We start from the raw sequence: 18,271 nt of genomic DNA, 5'->3' as shown, positions 1-18,271 counted from the left end.
TCGTTCCGATTAGTCAGCTATGAGCGGAACACGCGATTTTCAACGGAAAACCGCCAGTTGCGAGTCGTTAGCATCTCTGCGGCTTAAGATTTTTTCCGGCGGATCTGCTCATGTCCGCCGAACAGGTCCACCGAGCCATACCCTGGTTCAGCCAAGGTTTCGGTTATTATCGATGCCGCCCTGGGTTGCAGGCGCTTTGGGGTTCGGCCTGTAAAATGGCGGATCTCCTTGATCATATGCGCTTGATCGTAAAACGCATCGAACACCTCCTGTTCCAAGGCAGCCGAAAGATCGGGCATGGAAAGCAGGGTTGCCGATCGGATTGCGCGATAGCGCCTGATAAGGCGCACGGGCGGTTGGCCGAAAAATCGTGCCACCAGGCGCTGCATCTGCCTTTCAGAATAACAAAGCCGCTCCCGCAAGATCGCGATGTCCGGTTTGAGGGAAGAGGATATCCACTCCAGCGTCGTGTCGATTACCTGGCTGTGGCGCATCGGCAGGGGAGAAATTCCAGAGCGCACGACCTCCACAAGAACCTCCAGAGCCTCGCGCTCGGTCACTTCTTCGCGCGCAAAGCGCTCGGGCAGCTCTTCAGCAAGACAAACCAACGGTAATGGGAGACCCCTCTCGACCGGAAGGTAACAGTCCTGATTTTCGTCGACAGCCAACCGGGTGAGCGACGCCCAACCCCGAAAGTTGAGCGAGGCGCCTACGATTATCGTGCCGGGTGAAAGTTCGAACTGATGCGCCCGGGTAAGCGGGCACATGAAGCCGGCAGCACCGGCGGATATAGTCCTTCCGGCTTCAAATGTCATGCTGGCTTCACCCCGAAGAGTGATCATCAATTGACCAGAGTAAGCGGGCATGGTGTCCGCCACCCTCTCGGCGCCAACACGCAGAATGTAGAAAGAATTGAGATAAGGGGCGAGATCCGGGGCAGCCTCCAACCATTCAAAGGCATATGCCTGGCCAATCTCCCCCGATTTGGTCATCTCAGGATCACGAACCGCGCTTTTCATCGGCGATCCAGCGATCCACGTTTTCTTCCATGATCGACAAGGGCACGGGTCCATTGGTGAGGATCACGTCGTGAAATGCGCGAATGTCGAATTGCTCGCCCCGCTCCTGTCGGGCTCGGTCGCGTAGTTCCATGATCTTGAGCTTGCCGATCATGTAGGCTGTGGCCTGGCCGGGATAGACAAGATAGCGCTCGATCGCCTTGCGAATGTCACCATCGGGGTTCGGCGTGTTTTCCGTGAGATATCTGATAGCTTCTTCCCGGCTCCAACGCTTGTGATGCATGCCTGTATCCACCACCAAGCGACAGGCGCGCCACAGCTCCATCCCGAGGCGCCCGAAATCGGAATACGGGTCGGTGTAGAAACCCATATCTTTGCCAAGCTCTTCGGAATAGAGGCCCCAGCCTTCGCTATAAGCGGTTACCCCGCCAAAACGCCTGAAGGGCGGGACCTCGCCCAGCTGGGTCTGGATGGAGAGCTGGAGATGATGGCCCGGAAGCCCCTCATGATAAGCGAGAGCCTCGAGCTCGTTTTTGCTCATGTCCTTGAGATTATACAGGTTGACGTAATAGGTGCCCGGGCGTGACCCATCGGGCGCAGGCCGCTGGTAAAAAGCCTTGCCTGCGCTCTGTTCGCGAAATGCCTCGACCGGCTTTATGACCAGCGGATCGGAAGGCAGCGTGGCAAAAAAATCAGGTAATTTCGCTTCCATCGCTTCCAGCTTGTCCTCCGCGTCGGCGAGATAGGCTTCGCGTGTTTCGTAGAAGAAGCGATCGTTGGTGCGGGTATAGTCGAAGAACTCCTGCAGCGACCCCTCGAAGCCGACCTCGGCCATGATGTCGCGCATCTCGCCATGAATGCGCGCAACTTCACGCAAACCGATCTGGTGAATTTCATCGGCTGTCAGATCGGTGGTAGTGTAATTGCGAAGCAGTGCAGCGTAGTAACCGGCCCCCTGCGGAAAGCGCCAGATGCCATCTTGAGCAGGGGCGATCGCCTGCTGGCGCTTCATTTCAGCTAATAGCCGCTCGTAAGCGGGACGCGCACTATTCTCCCATGCTCGTTCGGCTGCCCCTTCGGCTACCGCATCCCCATCGATCGTGGCGGCCTTATCCCGATAATCTTCGAGAATTGCATTATCATTGCCAGCAGCGAGAAGATTTTCGATGTCCGAGATAACATAGGGATAGACCCAGTCCGGCGGCATGATCCCGTTGGCAGCCCGTTCTTTAGACTCCGCCACCAGCGTGTCTATCGCGGGCCCCAGACCTTCGATGCGGCTAACATAGGCCTGGGCATCCGTCTCGTCGGTCACGCGGTGGATATTGATCAGGAAAGCCGGCAACTGGCTCTGAGCGCCATTCATCTGGTCGAAAATATAGCCATAGTCGCGGAAGGGATACAGCGCTGCACTGCGCTTCGCCATGGCATCGAAAAGACGGAAGCTCAACGCATCTTCACGCGACAGACGATCCGGATCGAAGTTCTGACGCATTTTCGCAGCGGTGGACTGCAGCAAGGCCTCGCTCCGCCGATCGGCAGCGCTCGACAGGTCACCCCACCTCGCATAATCCTCATCGCGAATGCCGCGGTAGGATTTGGAAAGCGGGGAGAGGGCAAGCGACGCCTTATCATATTCGTCGAACAGATCCGCCAGTGCTTCGCTATCGGAAGCCTGCACTACCTCGGCAGATGCGATGGGCGCGGAATTTTCCATTGTTGTGCAAGCTGGCAAGCTCAGAATTGAGACGCCGGCAAGCCAGAAGCGGGCGGAATGCATCATTTTTGTAATCCCCTCGTTTTATCGAGCGGAGTGTCAAGCATGCCAGGTCGCAACAGTAAACAGTGGACGTATCCAGTCGGATCGTCCGAAATCGCGATGAGCCAAAAAAAGGACGGCCCGTCAGGACCGCCCTTAAAAGTTGAGAGCTCTTTGCATGTGTGCTTCGAGCCCTTCGGGTCGCAAGATTCGAGGTAGCGCAATTTACGCTCTCAATATTGTAAAGACACGACATTGAGTTGCGCACCTCATGAAGTTGGCGGAATTATACTATTCCCATGTCGTGAATGCGCTCGTCTTATCGACACCTTAAGGGCTGTCCGCCATAGGGCGGTAATGCTCTTCGATCTCATCCGTCCTTTACTTTTCGCCCTCGATCCCGAACGCGCGCATCGCCTGACGGTAAAGGCACTGAAAACCCTTCCGGTGGCGCCCGGACGCCACCCGCAAGGTCTCGCGATTGAAGTCGCGGGAATAGAGTTTCCCAATCCCCTCGGCATGGCAGCCGGCTTCGATAAGGATGGTGAGGTCCCTGACCAATTGCTTGGTCTTGGATTCGGCTCCGTCGAAGTCGGCTCGATTACTCCCCGACCGCAGCAGGGCAATCCGCAGCCGCGCCTTTTTCGGCTGGTCGAGGATCGCGCCGTCATCAACCGCATGGGGTTTAACAATCGCGGGGCGGAAAGCGCCGCCAGACGGCTGGCAGCACGCGCAGAAAGACCGGGCGTGGTCGGGATCAATATCGGCGCCAACAAGGACAGTCCGGACAGGATCGCGGACTACGCTGAAATGGCGCGCATCATGGCACCGCTGGCGACCTATCTCGCCGTGAATATTTCCAGCCCGAATACACCGGGCCTCCGCGCGCTCCAGGACGAAGGCGCATTGATCGGCTTACTCGATGCAGTATTTGCCGCGAGAGGTGAAAAAGGTCCGCCAGTTTTCCTGAAGGTGGCCCCCGATCTTGCGCCAGCGGATATCGATGCGATCGCGCGCATTGCTGCCGACAAGAAACTCGGGGCTCTGATCGTTTCGAACACAACAATCAGTCGCCCGCCATTGGCCTCTTCCCATGCGGATGAGACCGGGGGGCTTTCCGGTGCGCCGCTCAAGGACCTGGCACTTCAACGCATTCGCGATTTTCGAGCCGCCACGGGCGGAAGCATGCCGCTCGTCGGAGTCGGCGGAATCGCATCGGCAGCGGATGCCTGGAGCCGGATACGGGCAGGCGCGAGCCTCGTGCAACTCTACAGCGCCATGGTCTACGAGGGGCCGGGCTTGCCGCGCCGCATCACACGCGGTCTGTCGGACCTGATGCAGCGCGACGGCTTTTCCTCGATTGCGGAGGCGGTGGGAAGCGAATAACCACGCTGCATGCTTCGGTTCTTTTCTCTACCACTCGCCACGCTCGGCCTTGCGGCCTGCGCCACTTCCACTCCCGATTACGGACCTCCGGTCCTCATCGATGCGCAGCATTATGGCTGGGTAAGCGCCGCCGATCCGCGCGCGCAGGAGGCCGGCGAGGAGATGTTGGCCAAGGGGGGGAGCGCGACCGATGCCGCCATCGCAGTGATGTTGGCGCTCGGCGTGGTGGAGCCGCAAAGCTCGGGCATCGGCGGCGGCGGGCTCATGGTGCGCGGTGAAGCGGATGGAAGTGTAACCACGTTCGACGGGCGGGAAACGGCGCCATCGGGTGCTACTCCGGACTGGTTTCTCGATGGCAAAGGCCAAGTTCCGCCATTCATGGATTCGGTCCTGAGCGGTTTGAGCGTTGGCGTGCCCGGCAACATTGCGCTGGCTGCAAAGGCGCATGCGGAACATGGCTCACTCGACTGGGCGACCCTGTTTGAACCTGCCATCCGCCTTGCGCGCGAAGGCTGGGTCATCAATCCGCGCATGAACACATCGCTGACCAGTTCCAAAACGCGGGCGGCCCACAGCCAAGAGGGCCGCGACCTTTTCTTTGACGCTGCCGGAGAACCGCTGAAAGTCGGGACGCGGGTTCAGAACGAAAAGCTTGCGCGCACGCTGGAAGCGATTGCCACAAAAGGGCCTGAAGCGTTTTATACCGGGCCAAACGCAGTCGCATTGGCGGCTACCGTCGCTGCGCAAACTCCCCGGCCGGGCGCCATGAGCGTACAGGATGTCGCAACCTATCGGGCCAAAGAGCGCGATGCGGTCTGCACCTCATACCGCGCTTACCGGATCTGTTCCATGGGACCACCGACATCGGGCGGCGTTGCCGTGCAGCAGATCCTAGGCCAGCTCGAGCGCTTCGATTTGGCCGCGCTCGGTCGGCACAATCCTCTCACCTGGCACCTCTTTCTGGAATCGCAGCGGCTCGCCTATGCCGATCGGGAATTATACCTCGCCGACAGCGATTACGTAAGCGTGCCGGTCGAAGGGCTTCTCGACCATGACTATCTTGCCCAGCGTAGCGCCCTGATCTCTGCCGACAGCACGCTTGGCCTCGTGCAGCCAGGAAAGCCCCGCGGAGCGCCGCAAGCGCTGGCCGATGGAGATGAACCGGAAGAGCATGGGACGTCCCACATCGCGGTTGTCGACAATAATGGCACGATGGTCAGCTACACCTCTACCGTAGAGGGCGCCTTCGGGTCCGGGTTGATGACAGGCGGCTATTATCTCAACAATGAGCTCACCGACTTCAGTCGGATGCCCGAGGTCGACGGACGCCTTGTGGCCAATCGCGTCGAAGGCGGCAAACGCCCGCGCAGTTCGATGTCCCCGACTGTGGTTTTCGATCCAGACGGACAGCCGTTCATGGCTGTAGGCGCGGCTGGGGGAAGCACCATTCCCGTGACCACGGCACGCGCCATTATCGGAGCGATCGATTTCAAGCTGAGTGTCCGTCAGGCACTCGCACTGCCGTTTCTGATGGCATTCAGAGACGAGGTGCTTCTTGAAGAAGGAACTTGGCTGCAGGACCATGCGGATGAATTTCGTGCTTTGGGACACGACGAGATCACGATCCGGGCCGCCCCCATCAAGGGCGGTGCAATCCTTCGCCGGGGAGCCAGCTGGGAAAGTGCCCGTGACCCGAGGCTGGACGGCCAGCTGGACTTGCCCTGACAGGGCTCCTGATGCCTTGCCGTAGCGGCGTGGGGAGCTTAAGCCTCGGCCTGTCGTTGGTCGCACAACAAAGATAATTCTGTGAGGAGCCTGCCTGTGCTGTCGGACATCGACTCCGCAAACAATCTCGTCGAACTATTCCTGAAACGCGCTGCCGAGCGGCCCGACCGCGGCTTTCTCGGCGCGAAATGCGACGGGGAATGGCAGACCATAAGCTGGAAAGAAGCTGCGGATCAGGTATGTCTATTGGCCGAAAGCCTCCGCGAGCTCGGCCTGAAGCCCGGCGACCGGGTCTGCCTCGTTTCGGAAAACCGGCCCGAATGGTGCATTGCGGATCTTGCGATCATGGCGGCAGGGTGCATCACCGTTCCCGCTTACGTGACCAATACCGAACGGGACCATGTCCATATTCTCGATAATTCGGGAGCGCGGGCCGTCATCGTATCTTCGCAGAAACTTCTCGGCCCTCTTCACGGGGCGTTGCAGGTGACAGGCATCGCCGACCATGTGATCGGGATCGAAAATCTGCACCGCCAGCAATCGGGTAGTTTCAGCTTTCACCAGTGGGACCGACTGGTTCAGGGAGATGCAGAAGCGGCGCGAAAGGCCGTCGAGGACCGCATGGCGAATGTCGGTCGCGGTGATACGGCGTGCATCATCTACACCAGCGGCACCGGCGGCGCGCCACGGGGAGTGATGCAGCATCACGGCTCGATCCTCTGCAATGTGGCGGGTGCCGCCGAAATTCTGATGGAGGATTTCGGCATCGACGATGAAGAGCGCTTCCTGTCCTTCCTGCCCGCCAGCCACGCCTATGAGCATACCGGCGGCCAGTATCTGCCGATCGGTGTGGGCGCACAGATTTTTTACTCCGAAGGCTTGGAAAAGCTGGCGAGCAATATTGAGGAGACGCGGCCTACGATCATGGTAGTGGTGCCACGACTTTTCGAAGTGCTGCGTACCCGCATCATGAAGCAGGTCACCAAGCAGGGCGGAATGGCCGAAAAGCTGATGACCATGGCGCTCGAAGTTGGCGAGCGACGCGCCGAGGGAAGGGCGAAGTTCGGCGATGGGGCCAAGGATTTCCTGGTCTCAAAACTGCTCAAACCCAAGATCCGTCAACGCTTCGGCGGCCGTATCAAGGCAATGGTATCGGGTGGGGCTCCGCTCAATCCGGAAGTCGGGATATTCTTCGAATCGATGGGCCTGACAATGCTGCAAGGCTACGGGCAGACCGAGGCCGGTCCTGTAGTCGCATGTAATCGCCCCAAGGCCGGTATCGCAATGCATTCGGTGGGACCGGCCATGCGGGGAGTCGAAGTGAAGATTGCCGATGATGGAGAGATCCTCTGCCGCGGCGAGCTCGTAATGCACGGCTACTGGCAGAACGATGCCGAGACCGCGCGCGCGATCAAGGACGGATGGCTTCACACCGGCGATATCGGGCATCTCGACGAGAAGGGCCGGATCGTCATTACCGATCGCAAGAAAGATATGCTCGTCAACGACAAGGGCGATAATATCGCTCCTCAAAAGCTGGAAGGCATGCTCACGCTCCAGCCGGAAATCGGGCAGGCCATGGTTGCTGGAGACAAGCGCCCCTACATTGTAGGCCTGCTAGTGCCTGATGCCGAATGGGCCCTTGAGTGGGCTGGCGAGCAAGGCAAGAAGTTCGACCTCAAAGCGTTGCAGGATGATCCGGAATTTCGAGCCGCCGTTCGCAAGGCGGTGGACCGGGTCAACAAGGACCTGTCAGTGATCGAAAAGGTGCGGCAATTTGCTTTTGCCGATGAAGCTTTCAGCATCGAGAACGAAGAGATGACGCCCTCGATGAAAATCCGCCGGCATAAAATCAAGGAGCGATACGGCGACCGACTTGCGGGCCTTTATCGGAGCTAGGCTAGGCCGGCACCTCTTCGATGTATTCAGGATAGAAGCTTGGGGCCCGGTCGGACCAGCCCGGTGCGGTAGCCGCGGCTTCGCTCAATGACTGCAACAGCATTTTGCGCCGATCGGGGCGAATGTGGGGGAGCGCTGCGGCAGCGCAGAAGGCGCTGGGCAACCACGGGCGCGCCTCGGCCCCGAGTAGACGTTCGTACAGGAAGCGAAACGCCGAAAAACAATCGAGCCGTTCCTGCGCAAGATCGAAGGCAGCTACTCGGGTGATCTTGCCGATAAAACTCTCGATGCCGTCGAAGCCGGACTGGTGCGGAATGGCGCCGCGCAGCGTCTTGAGTTCCTGATAGGCAACATACTGGCTTCGGATTGCGGCGGTTTCCCCCGAGCTTCGGCCCCAAACGCGAAAAGCGTCATTTCGGCCAAGCCCGATATCCAGGCTACGGCGAATGTAACGCTGCTCGGCAGCAGTGAAGCCCGCAAACTCGCGCATCTCGGCGATGGTCAGCGATGCAGCATTGATAACAGCCATGATTCGACTCCTTCGTCGAATCGGAGTCTCGCCGAATATGGTTAATTTTGTGTGGGAGTCAGATGAGACCAGCGAGCGGGCTGCTGGGGTCCGCATATCTGCGGCGTCCCATCCGGCCCGACAGATACGCATCACGGCCAGCGGCTACCGCCAGCTTCATCGCGCGGGCCATCCGGAGCGGATCCTTCGCTTCGGCGATGGCAGTATTCATCAGCACGCCGTCACAACCAAGTTCCATTGCCACGGCTGCATCGGACGCGGTGCCTACGCCTGCATCAACGAGTACGGGCACCTTGGCGCCTTCGACGATCAGGCGGATCGTTACCTGGTTCTGGATGCCCAGTCCGGAGCCGATAGGGGCGCCCAGAGGCATTACCGCGACGGCGCCGGCATCTTCCAACTGCTTCGCGGCGATAGGGTCATCGACGCAATAGACCATGGGATGGAAGCCTTCATTTGCGAGGACTTCGGTCGCCTTCAAGGTCTCGCGCATGTCGGGATAGAGAGTTTTCGCCTCTCCCAGAACTTCGAGCTTTACTAAATTCCAACCGCCGGCCTCCCGCGCGAGCCGCAGCGTGCGGATCGCCTCCTCGGCGTTGAAGCAGCCAGCGGTGTTCGGAAGATAGGTGACTTTCTTCGGATCGATGTAGTCGGTCAACATTGGAGCCTTCGGATCGCTCACATTGACCCGGCGAACGGCCACCGTGACGATTTCCGCGCCGCTTGCCTCGAGTGCAGCGGCGTTTTGTTCGAAATCCTTGTACTTGCCCGTGCCGACAATGAGGCGCGACTTGAAGGTATGACCAGCTACCGACCAGCTGTCATCGTCTTGCCCGCCGCCCACGAAGTGAACGATTTCAAGCGCGTCTCCGTCCTGTACCTTTTTGGCGTGGAGTTCGCTTCTCGGCGCGATCGTTCCGTTGTGTTCGACGGCAACTTTGGCTGGATCCAGTTCGAGTTCGCGAACCAGTTCAGCGATGGTGGAGGCGGATGTGCGGCGGCTTTCGCCATTTACGGTCAGGGCAATCATGGCTCCGACTTAGTCTCCGCAGCGCTCCTTGCAAGCGGCCGAATGGCAATGGCGCATATTCAGAATGTGACCCAATGATACCAGGGCAACGCCAAGAATGGTCAGTATCGCTTCCTTGTAGCCATGCGGAACGGCTAGGGCAGCGCCCATGAAGGTCAATCCAGTCATGGCGATAACAAAGGGCATCGCCATCCGGTGGCGTAAGGCGCCCCATCCGATTGCAACGCCAGCAATCAAGGTGGCGACCAGCAATCCCCCCCGATGGATTTCAGGAGAAAGCAGGAATTCTCCGCCGATACCCAGACCGGATACGAGAGCGATACTGGCAATGCAGTGCAATGCGCACAGACCGGAAAGACCGATGCCGACACGATCCAGCCGTTGACGAATCGGATTTAAAGCGCGTTGCAACATGCAAGGCTAGATATGTGATAGTGTCTCTTCTTACAAGGTCCAGTCAGCAATTGCGCGGCTTTTCGTCGCTTGACCCAGTCGCTATGTCGCTTGCTCCATTTGCACTTGCGAAACGCATCGTGCGCAGCGAACAGGCATACCATGAACACCGTCCCTCTACGAAGCAGGCCTTTGTTGCTGGCCAATTGGCTCTTCAGCGTCGCCCTGCTGGTCATCATCATCGTCACGGTGGGCGGTATCACGCGGCTGACCGAAAGCGGGCTTTCGATCACAGAGTGGAAGCCGTTTCTCGGTGCCTTGCCGCCACTGAATCAGGCCGACTGGCAAGCCGAGTTCGAGCTGTATCAGCGTATCCCGGAATACACGCAGATCAATGGACCGGCGGGCATGGATCTGGCTGCGTTCAAGTCGATTTACTGGTGGGAGTGGATCCATCGCCAGCTCGGGCGGCTGATCGGGCTAGCACTGGTCGTCCCCTTGGCGTTCTTCGCCATTCGCCGCATGATACCGCAGGGTTATTTTTGGCGCCTTTTTGCGCTGGCGGCGCTCGTGGCGCTTCAGGGCAGCTTCGGCTGGTGGATGGTCGCTTCCGGGCTTGAGACCCGTACAGACGTCAGCCATTTCCGCTTGGCCATCCATCTCTGTACGGCCCTGATCCTGCTTGGCGGGTTGATCTGGACGGCGCTGGACTTGCGGCGGTTAGGTAAGAGCAGCGCCCAGCCGGCGAAATTGACGATGATCGCGACCGCAACTGGTCTTATTCTCTTCATACAGCTTTTGCTGGGCGCCTGGGTGGCGGGTTTGGACGCCGGTCTTGCATCCGATAGCTGGCCCTTGATGCAAGGTCGCTTCTTCCCGGAATTCGACCGGTCACAGGGAATCCTTTGGGCGATGTCCCATGATCCCTTCCTCATTCATTGGATGCATCGCTGGTGGGCATGGGTCGCGGTTGGCGCACTTGTCTTTATGGCGCGAAAGGTGAAGCCCATTTCCCGAAAAGCATCGATAGCCATTCATGCGGCCTTCGGAACCCAGATCCTGCTTGGCATCGCGACCGTGATGAGCGGCGTCGACTTTCACCTGGCCGTGTTGCACCAATTGGTTGGGGCGTTGCTGGTAGCATCTGTGGCGTGGGGCGCCCATGCGCTTGGTCGGCAGAGTGTCGGCCTGGCAGCTTAGCAAGCCGCCATCCCAGCTGGACGACCGGAAGGAAAACTGCGCAACCCTCGCAATGACATCCCGCCAAAAGCGGCTGCGTATTATTATACCCCACTCAAGACCCGCAGAAATACTTGACGAATCGGTCCTCGACCGTCAATTGGCGCGCGCTTAGCGGTTCCCTTTTTGGTGCCGCGCAATCGTTTAGTGCCCCATGCAAGGCACGATAACTCGAGCAAACGGACATATCAGCCATGAAGGCTCTCACCAAACTGACCCAGTCGGCCAAGCCGGCAGAGGTCGAAAAGGACTGGCACATCATCGACGCCGAAAATCTCGTCGTCGGTCGTCTCGCCGTCATCATCGCCAATCACCTGCGCGGCAAGCACAAGCCGAGCTATACCCCGCATGTCGATTGCGGCGACCATGTTATCGTCATCAATGCCGACAAGGTGAAGTTCACCGGCAAGAAGATGGACGACAAGACCTATTACAAGCACACCGGCCACCCGGGCGGCATCAAGGAAACGACTCCTGCGAAGGTGCTCGGCGGCCGTTTCCCCGAGCGCGTCCTCGAAAAGGCCGTGCAGCGCATGATCCCGCGTGGTCCGCTGGGCCGTGCGCAGATGCGTGCTCTCCACCTCTACAACGGCACCGAGCATCCGCATGACGGGCAGAAGCCCAAGACGCTCGACGTCGCTTCGATGAACCGCAAGAACAAGGCTGTTGCGTAATGGCTGACGAAACCAAGAACGACACCGTCTCGGATCTCGCAGATCTGAAGGACATTGCCGCCGACGCACCTCAGGGCGACAGCGCGGACATCGCTGCCATGGCCGACGTTCCCCTGCGCGAGCAGGAACTGGACGGTCAGGGCCGCGCTTATGCGACAGGTCGCCGCAAGGACGCAACTGCACGCGTCTGGCTTGTTCCCGGAAGCGGCAAGATCACCGTCAACGGCAAAGATCAGGAAGTGTATTTCGCACGTCCGACCCTGCGCCTCGTGATCGACCAGCCCTTCGCCATCACCGAGCGTCAGGGTCAGTACGACGTGATCGCCACCGTCAAGGGCGGCGGTCTTTCGGGTCAGGCCGGTGCGGTAAAGCATGGCATCAGCCAGGCACTCGCCAAGTACGAACCGGTTCTGCGTTCGACGGTAAAGGCCGCCGGCTTCCTTACCCGCGACAGCCGCGTGGTTGAGCGTAAGAAATACGGCCGTGCCAAGGCTCGTCGTAGCTTCCAATTCTCGAAGCGTTAATTCACCTCGAGAGCCGGGCAACCGGACAAATAGAAAAAGGGCGGCTCCGAAGAGCCGCCCTTTTTTGTTGACCTATCTTAGGGTCATCGCTGGATGATCATCAGCCCCCAGGCCAGTCCCGTCGCAGCGAAGAAAATCGGCCAGCTCCACCAGACATCGTATTGATAAATTTCGGCACGAAAGATCGCGAGCGGGCCGCCATCCGAGCCTTGGGTGCCCACAACAATCGAAACGACATATGACAGAAGCGCGCCGAGCGGCACGGCTTTGAAGAATTCCATGATTTTCCCTCGAACTCTTGCTGGATTGTCGCCCAACAGAGTTGAGAAATGGCAAGTTCTTCTGGTTAATGAACCGGCGGATCGACGCGCGGGACCTGACGGACGGGAGCGACCGGATCTCCTGGTTCACGTGGCGGCATTGCATCTTCAGGCACATCGTCGATCTGCATGTCACGGGTCTCCACGTCGCTGAGATTGCGGACACATACCGTGAGCTTGTTGCCATCCCATTCGATTTCATTGAAGCTTGGCGGCGTGGAACGAGTGCGTTTGGACAGGGTCCCTGCGCCAATCATGCGCACGGGACCATTGTCTGTATCCTCCATGATATCGAAGGCGTCGTGCACATGACCCGACAGCACGGCCTGTACGGGCCGCTTGGCCAGTTCGCGCAATGCCTTGTCGCCATGGCGGGTCAGCGCAGTTCCCTGCGTCCCTACTTCCCGTAAAGGATGATGGACGGTGACGAGAGCTCGCTTGCCTTCGGGGAGTGCATCGATGGCGGCGAGGCATTTCTCCAAGGCGGCCGATGACACCCACCCTTTCGACCAGTTGAGGCGAGGTTGCATACGGACCGCGGTTTTGAGCGGAACAATCGCCAGCGAGCCGAGGTCCAGCTCCTTCTCCACCTTCTCTTCCATACCGCGGAAGCGCTTGTAGGGGGCAAAGAAACGCTCGAACGGATTGAAATACGGCATGTCGTGATTGCCGACCTCGACCGTCACGGGGGCAGATAGCGAATTTATCCAGTGGGTCGCTGCTTCGAATTCACGGTGCCGGGCGCGCATGGTGAGATCTCCGGTAATCGCCACCGCGTCCGGCTTCTGTTCTTCGATCTGCTGCTTGACCCAATCCAGTGCGGTGTTGTTCTCCAACCCGAAGTGAATATCGGACAAGTGAAAGATGCGTCGGAAGTCAGAAGCCATGGTGTGTCGCTAGCAGATCGACCTCGCACCGCGCTACCGTGAACTCGGCCTTGGGGGGCAGAGTTGCAGGCTCGCCATCGAGCAGCACTTCCAGCGGAGCGCCATCGCAGGTTTCAAGCACGATCTCGTCGACAAGCCCCAACCTGGTGTGCGGACCTTCGCGAAAGCTGCGGCGCAGCAGTGCCCAGCTTTGAGCGAGCAACTCACCTGCGCCCTCGGCGTGGAAAGCGTCAAGCTGCATGCCGCGATGGCTGGGTGTGAACTCGATAAGCGGATAACCGCCGCTCTTTCCCAAGGGCGGATCGCAGCATCGCACCATCGATCCTCCGGTGGTTTCCGAGAGCGCCTCACTCGTGCCGCCCGCCATCCCCGGAATGTCGAAGTCGCGCATTGCTTCACGCACGCTTGCCCACGAAGTACCCGGACCGGCAAGAAGTCCAGCCAGAGCGTCGCCCTTATCGCAGCGCGCCATCAATGGCCGGACGGCACGCGCCGCGCCGCTTGCATGCCGCTCGATAATCGTTTCGAGATCGGCATTAGGCCCGTGCAGGCGCTTGCTCAGGAGATTCATCGTCCCGCCAGGGAGGACCATGATGGACCCACGCCAACCCTGAAGCTTGGTTATGGCAGCGTTCAGCGAGCCATCCCCCGTAAAGATGGCGAGTTGCGAGATGTCGGCGGCGTCAAGTTCGGCAGCGCTTGGCAGATCCTCGTCCGGGAAACCTATCTTGCGCGCGATGAAGAAGCCTTTGGCTTGGCAGTGGCTTTCGAGAATCTCGATAGCCTGATCGGTGTTACTGCCTGACTTCGAATTCGTGAGCAGCCAGATAGGATTATCACTCGCCATGCTGCATTAGCGCGCCATATCAGCGGCGGTTCCCACTGCTCAGATCTTGCCGGAGAGTATTATCCAGGCAATGGCAAAATTGATCAGGCTGTATACGCCGTACGCCCACGCCATGCCGGTCCAGCCATTTCCGGCCAGCAACATCGCGGCCAGCAGGATGAAGAATTCGAACCACAGCGAAAAGCGTCCTCCGCCGGTGCGATAGAAGCTGGGCAGTGCGTCGAGCATGGGATGACCGCTCTCGAGCACAGCCTTCTGAGCAGCGAAATTGCCTATGCCGAGAAGAAACACGATCAAGATGACCATTCATACTAGATAGGCACTGTGTTGACAGTTTGCCAATCCACTTGCTCGCCATCACCGGCCAGCCATCGCTTTCACCTTGGGCAAATAAGTACGGCCGATGCGCAGGGCTTCGCCATCTTCCATTTCCGCAGACCAGACGCCCAAACCATCATGGCGCAGGCCAGTGATCCGGTCTTTGCGCAGTATGGTGGAGCGGTGGATGCGAATAAATTTCGCAGGATCAAGCCGCTTCTCTAGGCCGGCAATGGTCTGCAGCAGAAGATAGCTGCGGTCTTCGACATGAAGTCGAACATAGTCCCGCTCCGCATCGATCCGCGAAACCTCTGCTGTATCAATTCGAAGAAGCTCGCTGCGGTGAGGGATCCATAATTCCTCCAGCCACTTGCTTTCCTGACCACCGCCCCCGCCGCGGCGATCAAATGCGCGTTGGATCGCGCGCTCAAGCCTCTCCGGCTTGACGGGTTTGAGCACATAGTCGACCGCGTCGAGGTCGAAGGCCTCGACGGCATAATTATCGTGAGCGGTTACAAAGACGACAGCCGGGCGATTGTCCTGTTTGGACAAGGTGCGGGCTACCGAAAGCCCGTCGACTTCGGGCATGGTCATGTCGAGCAAGATCAGCTCAGGACGCTGCTGCTCGATCATCTTCAGAGCTTCGGCTCCATCGCCCGCAGTTCCGATAACCTCGATGTTGGCAAGCTTTTTACAGATGATCTGCATGCGTTCGACTGCGAGCGGTTCATCATCGACGATAAGCGTGCGCAGTTTTTCCTGGATATCCTCAGCCATGCTTCACCATTGGCAGCTTCAACACGGTTTCATACCCGTCCGGCGTCTGACTGGAGTGAATCGACGCCTCTCTGCCGAAGCGCGCCTCCAAACGGTCCCGCACATTCGCGAGGCCGATGCCGAACCCTCCCGTGTGGCCGGATGGCAGGCCGGGTCCATCGTCGCCAACCCGCAGAACAAGCCGGCCAGCTTCTTCGCGCGCCACAATCGAAATGGTCACCGGACGGTTGCTCGCAGATACGCCGTATTTGACCGAGTTTTCGACCAGGGGCTGAAGGATCATGCCGGGAACCTTCATTTGAGCCAGCTCATCGGGCAAATCTACTCGCGTCTTGAGCCTTTTAGGGAACCGGACAGCTTCGATTTCGAGATAATGTTCCTGCAGATCGATCTCGTCTTCCAGACTTACGTCTCCTGTCGATTCGTCGGCCAGGGAATGACGATAAAACCGCGAAATCGACTGGATCATCTCTTCGGCACGGTCTTCCTTGCCGGTCATCACCAGAGCAGAGAGAGAATTCAGCGTGTTGAAGAGGAAGTGCGGATTGACCTGATACCGCAGGGACCGCAATTCTGCAGCCTTCGCGGCGCTGCGGAAGCGTTCGCCGCGCCTCTCGGCTGCCTGCACCCGCGCGCCTGCAAGCAGCGCAAAATAGAGGGCAGCCCATGCGAGCAGCAGAAAATAACGATCAAGGCCCATCTCGATCAGCTGCAGCCACCGGTCCTGTTCGCGGCCATCGGGCAGGACCACCTGCGCGGTATTGGTCGCAGGCGTGGCTGTTCCCAGCGGTTCACCTATTTTCGGTTCGGTCGGAACAGGTCCTTCGATGATCAGATTGCCATTATCGTCTCTCCGCAGGGAAATACCTCGGTCCTGCGCGATCTTGGCTTCGTACCGTTCCTGTATTGAAGAGAAGAGCCACTGTTGGGACTGGGCAATCAGCAAGGCGGCAGGCAGGGCGAAGACCAATGCGCCGCAGATCTGCATCGCGAGGGAGCGGTTGTCGAAGAGGCGAATGATAAGCCAGAGGACGAAGGTAACGCCCATCGCGGCGATCGTGACCGCCACCCGGCGCGATACGAGATCAAGTTCGAAGTCGAGGCCGATCAGCCAGCCGCGGGCGCTGATCAGCAGGAAATAGGCCGACCACACGCAGGCGATCGACACGAGGACCGTGCGGATCGAAACGGTTCCGGTCTCGGGAATGGGGTTACGTTCGGTGGTCAAAGCCCGCTAACTTTGCCCATATGACGTACCGCAGGGAAGTCCGGCTGTCGGACTGCCCATGCGGTTTGTCGAACAACGCTGAGGCTAGCCGACCGGTTCGACCTCGCCTCGCGCGATCTTCTCCCGCCATTGGGCCGGTGCGAGCGTGTGCACATTGTTGCCCTGCGCATCGACCGCAACGGTGACGGGCATGTCCTGTACCTCGAATTCATAGATCGCCTCCATGCCGAGGTCCTCGAAGCCGACGACCCTGGCGCCCTTGATCGCACGGCTCACGAGATAGGCGGCACCGCCGGTCGCCATCAGATAGGCAACCTTGAAGCGGCTGATCACCTTGACGGCATCGTGCCCGCGCTCGGCCTTGCCGATCATGGCGAGGAGCCCGAGGTCGAGCATCGTCTCGGTGAACTTGTCCATCCGGGTGGCGGTGGTGGGACCGGCGGGGCCGACCACTTCGCCCATCACCGGGTCGACCGGGCCGACGTAATAGATCGCGCGGCCCTTGAAATCGACCGGCAGTTCCTCGCCCTTTTCGAGCATGTCGTGGATCCGCTTGTGCGCCGCGTCCCGCCCGGTCAGCATCTTGCCCGACAGAAGCAGGCGGTCGCCATGCTCCCAGCTGGCGACTTCCTCGGGCGTGAGATTGTCGAGATCGACCTTCTTCGCCGCCGCATCGGGCTTCCAGGTCACGGCGGGATAGTCGTCCAGCTTGGGCGGCTCGAGATAGGCAGGACCGGACCCGTCGAGCGAGAAATGCGCATGGCGCGTGGCGGCGCAGTTGGGAATCATCGCCACCGGCTTGCCCGCTGCATGACAGGGCGCATCGAGGATCTTCACGTCCAGCACGGTTGAAAGGCCGCCAAGGCCCTGGGCCCCGATTCCCTGGGCGTTGACCGCATCGAAAATGTCGATCCGCAGCTGCTCGATATCGGTCTGCGCGCCGCGCTGTTTGAGCTGGCCCATATCGATCGGGTCCATGAGGCTGAGCTTGGCCAGCTTCATGCAGTGTTCGGCGGTGCCGCCGATGCCGATGCCGAGCATGCCCGGCGGACACCAGCCGGCACCCATGCTGGGGAGCTGCTCGACCACCCAGTCGACGATATTGTCGCTGGGGTTCATCATCTTGAACTTGGACTTGTTCTCGCTCCCGCCGCCCTTGGCCGCGACATCCACGTCGATGGTATCGCCGGGCACCATCTCGACCGAGAGGACGCTGGGCGTGTTGTCGCGGGTGTTGCGGCGCGTGAAAGCAGGATCGGCAAGGATCGAGGCGCGCAGCTTGTTGTCTGGGTGATTATAGGCCTGCCGCACGCCTTCATCGACGACCTCCTGCAGGCTGCGCTGCGTATCGAGGCGGCAGTTCATGCCCCATTTGACGAAGACGTTGACGATACCGGTATCCTGGCAGATCGGGCGGTGGCCTTCGGCGCACATGCGGCTGTTGGTCAGGATCTGGGCGATCGCGTCTTTGGCAGCCGGCCCCTGCTCGGCTTCGTAGGCTTCGCCCAGCGCCCGTATGTAATCCATCGGGTGGTAATAGGAGATGTACTGGAGAGCGTCCTTCACGCTCTCGATCAGATCCTCTTCCTTAATAATCGTCATGTCGCTCATCGCGGCGCGTTCCCATGTTGCAGATTTGCGCTCCCCGATAGGCGCGTTTGCAGCCATCGGTCAAAGCGCTTGGAAGCACGCGGCCTTGCGCCTAAGGCAACGCCCG

General features: G+C 59.5%; 18 protein-coding genes and 1 pseudogene. 6 read left to right on the top strand and 13 right to left on the bottom strand.

Annotation, left to right across the window (positions count from 1 at the left end):
• Window positions 1-83: 83 nt before the first annotated feature.
• Window positions 84-1,019: an AraC family transcriptional regulator gene (locus K3175_RS13165; RefSeq protein WP_221543823.1), complete on the bottom strand. Its 936-nt coding sequence runs from the start codon at window positions 1,017-1,019 to the stop codon at window positions 84-86.
• On the bottom strand, window positions 1,000-2,736 hold the full coding sequence (locus tag K3175_RS13160; protein ID WP_247710893.1) for a DUF885 domain-containing protein: 1,737 nt from the start codon (window positions 2,734-2,736) through the stop codon (window positions 1,000-1,002). Before K3175_RS13160 ends, K3175_RS13165 begins: the two co-directional genes overlap by 20 nt.
• Before the next feature lie 399 nt (window positions 2,737-3,135).
• On the opposite strand from K3175_RS13160, the gene K3175_RS13155 reads away from it, so the two are divergent.
• The 3 genes from K3175_RS13155 (at window position 3,136) to K3175_RS13145 (ending at window position 7,788) form a co-directional block, all read left to right on the top strand.
• Window positions 3,136-4,164, top strand: a complete 1,029-nt coding sequence (locus K3175_RS13155) for a quinone-dependent dihydroorotate dehydrogenase (RefSeq protein ID WP_221543819.1) — start codon at window positions 3,136-3,138, stop codon at window positions 4,162-4,164.
• 9 nt (window positions 4,165-4,173) lie between these two features.
• Complete coding sequence (ggt, locus tag K3175_RS13150; RefSeq protein ID WP_221543817.1) at window positions 4,174-5,889, top strand: gamma-glutamyltransferase; 1,716 nt, start codon at window positions 4,174-4,176, stop codon at window positions 5,887-5,889.
• Window positions 5,890-5,979: 90 nt separating this feature from the next.
• Window positions 5,980-7,788, top strand: a complete 1,809-nt coding sequence (locus K3175_RS13145; RefSeq protein ID WP_221544156.1) for an AMP-dependent synthetase/ligase — start codon at window positions 5,980-5,982, stop codon at window positions 7,786-7,788.
• A 1-nt stretch (window position 7,789) separates the two neighbouring features.
• Here K3175_RS13145 and K3175_RS13140 read toward each other — a convergent pair whose 3' ends face one another.
• From K3175_RS13140 to K3175_RS13130, 3 genes are read right to left on the bottom strand one after another with little or no spacing between them, the layout of a single operon-like run.
• Complete coding sequence (locus K3175_RS13140) at window positions 7,790-8,317, bottom strand: hypothetical protein (RefSeq protein WP_221543816.1); 528 nt, start codon at window positions 8,315-8,317, stop codon at window positions 7,790-7,792.
• A 58-nt stretch (window positions 8,318-8,375) separates the two neighbouring features.
• Window positions 8,376-9,347 (bottom strand): sulfur carrier protein ThiS, encoded by a 972-nt coding sequence (gene thiS / locus K3175_RS13135; RefSeq protein ID WP_221543814.1) that lies wholly within the window; start codon window positions 9,345-9,347, stop codon window positions 8,376-8,378.
• 9 nt (window positions 9,348-9,356) lie between these two features.
• Entirely contained in the window at window positions 9,357-9,761 is a 405-nt protein-coding gene (locus tag K3175_RS13130) for a MerC domain-containing protein (RefSeq protein ID WP_221543813.1), read from the bottom strand.
• 141 nt (window positions 9,762-9,902) lie between these two features.
• Between K3175_RS13130 and K3175_RS13125 the strand changes: the two genes are divergently transcribed.
• The 3 genes from K3175_RS13125 to rpsI all read left to right on the top strand — a co-directional run bounded on the left by K3175_RS13125 (window position 9,903) and on the right by rpsI (window position 12,177).
• Window positions 9,903-10,940, top strand: coding sequence for a COX15/CtaA family protein (locus K3175_RS13125; protein ID WP_221543812.1), 1,038 nt, complete (start codon window positions 9,903-9,905; stop codon window positions 10,938-10,940).
• A 233-nt stretch (window positions 10,941-11,173) separates the two neighbouring features.
• A complete protein-coding gene (rplM, locus tag K3175_RS13120) occupies window positions 11,174-11,653 on the top strand; it encodes a 50S ribosomal protein L13 (RefSeq protein WP_221543811.1) in 480 nt (159 codons plus the stop codon).
• Entirely contained in the window at window positions 11,653-12,177 is a 525-nt protein-coding gene (gene rpsI / locus K3175_RS13115) for a 30S ribosomal protein S9 (protein ID WP_247710892.1), read from the top strand. The genes rplM and rpsI overlap by 1 nt, the downstream gene beginning before the upstream one ends.
• An 83-nt stretch (window positions 12,178-12,260) precedes the next feature.
• Here rpsI and K3175_RS13110 read toward each other — a convergent pair whose 3' ends face one another.
• The 8 genes and pseudogenes from K3175_RS13110 to K3175_RS13080 form a co-directional block, all read right to left on the bottom strand.
• Entirely contained in the window at window positions 12,261-12,494 is a 234-nt protein-coding gene (locus K3175_RS13110; protein ID WP_247710891.1) for a hypothetical protein, read from the bottom strand.
• 29 nt (window positions 12,495-12,523) lie between these two features.
• The gene (locus K3175_RS13105) at window positions 12,524-13,384 is read right to left on the bottom strand and encodes a metallophosphoesterase family protein (RefSeq protein WP_221543810.1); all 861 of its coding nucleotides are present in this window, start codon (window positions 13,382-13,384) and stop codon (window positions 12,524-12,526) included.
• On the bottom strand, window positions 13,374-13,856 hold the full coding sequence (locus K3175_RS14240; protein ID WP_247710890.1) for a diacylglycerol kinase family protein: 483 nt from the start codon (window positions 13,854-13,856) through the stop codon (window positions 13,374-13,376). The genes K3175_RS13105 and K3175_RS14240 overlap by 11 nt, the downstream gene beginning before the upstream one ends.
• Window positions 13,857-13,922: 66 nt before the next feature.
• Window positions 13,923-14,231, bottom strand: a pseudogene (locus tag K3175_RS14405) (diacylglycerol kinase family protein); the annotation flags it as partial.
• Between the two features lie 39 nt (window positions 14,232-14,270).
• Window positions 14,271-14,537: a hypothetical protein gene (locus K3175_RS13095; protein ID WP_221543808.1), complete on the bottom strand. Its 267-nt coding sequence runs from the start codon at window positions 14,535-14,537 to the stop codon at window positions 14,271-14,273.
• A 51-nt stretch (window positions 14,538-14,588) separates the two neighbouring features.
• On the bottom strand, window positions 14,589-15,326 hold the full coding sequence (locus K3175_RS13090) for a LytR/AlgR family response regulator transcription factor (protein ID WP_221543807.1): 738 nt from the start codon (window positions 15,324-15,326) through the stop codon (window positions 14,589-14,591).
• Window positions 15,319-16,554, bottom strand: coding sequence for a sensor histidine kinase (locus K3175_RS13085; protein ID WP_247710888.1), 1,236 nt, complete (start codon window positions 16,552-16,554; stop codon window positions 15,319-15,321). The genes K3175_RS13090 and K3175_RS13085 overlap by 8 nt, the downstream gene beginning before the upstream one ends.
• An 84-nt stretch (window positions 16,555-16,638) precedes the next feature.
• The gene (locus K3175_RS13080) at window positions 16,639-18,156 is read right to left on the bottom strand and encodes a fumarate hydratase (RefSeq protein ID WP_221543806.1); all 1,518 of its coding nucleotides are present in this window, start codon (window positions 18,154-18,156) and stop codon (window positions 16,639-16,641) included.
• Window positions 18,157-18,271: the final 115 nt, after the last annotated feature.

Origin of the sequence: Qipengyuania aestuarii, assembly GCF_019711535.1 — a bacterium.
GTDB lineage: Bacteria > Pseudomonadota > Alphaproteobacteria > Sphingomonadales > Sphingomonadaceae > Qipengyuania > Qipengyuania aestuarii.
Note: the sequence above shows the minus strand (reverse complement) of the source record. Positions and strands in the feature narration are given on the sequence as shown.

Coding starts and splice junctions, on each gene's coding strand:
- K3175_RS13095 (WP_221543808.1), bottom strand. CDS start 14,537: ATGGTCATCTTGATCGTGTTTCTTCTCGGCATAGGCAATTTCGCTGCT.
- rplM (WP_221543811.1), top strand. CDS start 11,174: ATGAAGGCTCTCACCAAACTGACCCAGTCGGCCAAGCCGGCAGAGGTC.
- rpsI (WP_247710892.1), top strand. CDS start 11,653: ATGGCTGACGAAACCAAGAACGACACCGTCTCGGATCTCGCAGATCTG.
- K3175_RS13090 (WP_221543807.1), bottom strand. CDS start 15,326: ATGGCTGAGGATATCCAGGAAAAACTGCGCACGCTTATCGTCGATGAT.
- K3175_RS13125 (WP_221543812.1), top strand. CDS start 9,903: ATGAACACCGTCCCTCTACGAAGCAGGCCTTTGTTGCTGGCCAATTGG.
- K3175_RS13130 (WP_221543813.1), bottom strand. CDS start 9,761: ATGTTGCAACGCGCTTTAAATCCGATTCGTCAACGGCTGGATCGTGTC.
- K3175_RS13105 (WP_221543810.1), bottom strand. CDS start 13,384: ATGGCTTCTGACTTCCGACGCATCTTTCACTTGTCCGATATTCACTTC.
- K3175_RS13080 (WP_221543806.1), bottom strand. CDS start 18,156: ATGACGATTATTAAGGAAGAGGATCTGATCGAGAGCGTGAAGGACGCT.
- K3175_RS13155 (WP_221543819.1), top strand. CDS start 3,136: ATGCTCTTCGATCTCATCCGTCCTTTACTTTTCGCCCTCGATCCCGAA.
- K3175_RS13165 (WP_221543823.1), bottom strand. CDS start 1,019: ATGAAAAGCGCGGTTCGTGATCCTGAGATGACCAAATCGGGGGAGATT.
- K3175_RS14240 (WP_247710890.1), bottom strand. CDS start 13,856: ATGGCGCGCTGCGATAAGGGCGACGCTCTGGCTGGACTTCTTGCCGGT.
- ggt (WP_221543817.1), top strand. CDS start 4,174: ATGCTTCGGTTCTTTTCTCTACCACTCGCCACGCTCGGCCTTGCGGCC.
- thiS (WP_221543814.1), bottom strand. CDS start 9,347: ATGATTGCCCTGACCGTAAATGGCGAAAGCCGCCGCACATCCGCCTCC.
- K3175_RS13160 (WP_247710893.1), bottom strand. CDS start 2,736: ATGGAAAATTCCGCGCCCATCGCATCTGCCGAGGTAGTGCAGGCTTCC.
- K3175_RS13140 (WP_221543816.1), bottom strand. CDS start 8,317: ATGGCTGTTATCAATGCTGCATCGCTGACCATCGCCGAGATGCGCGAG.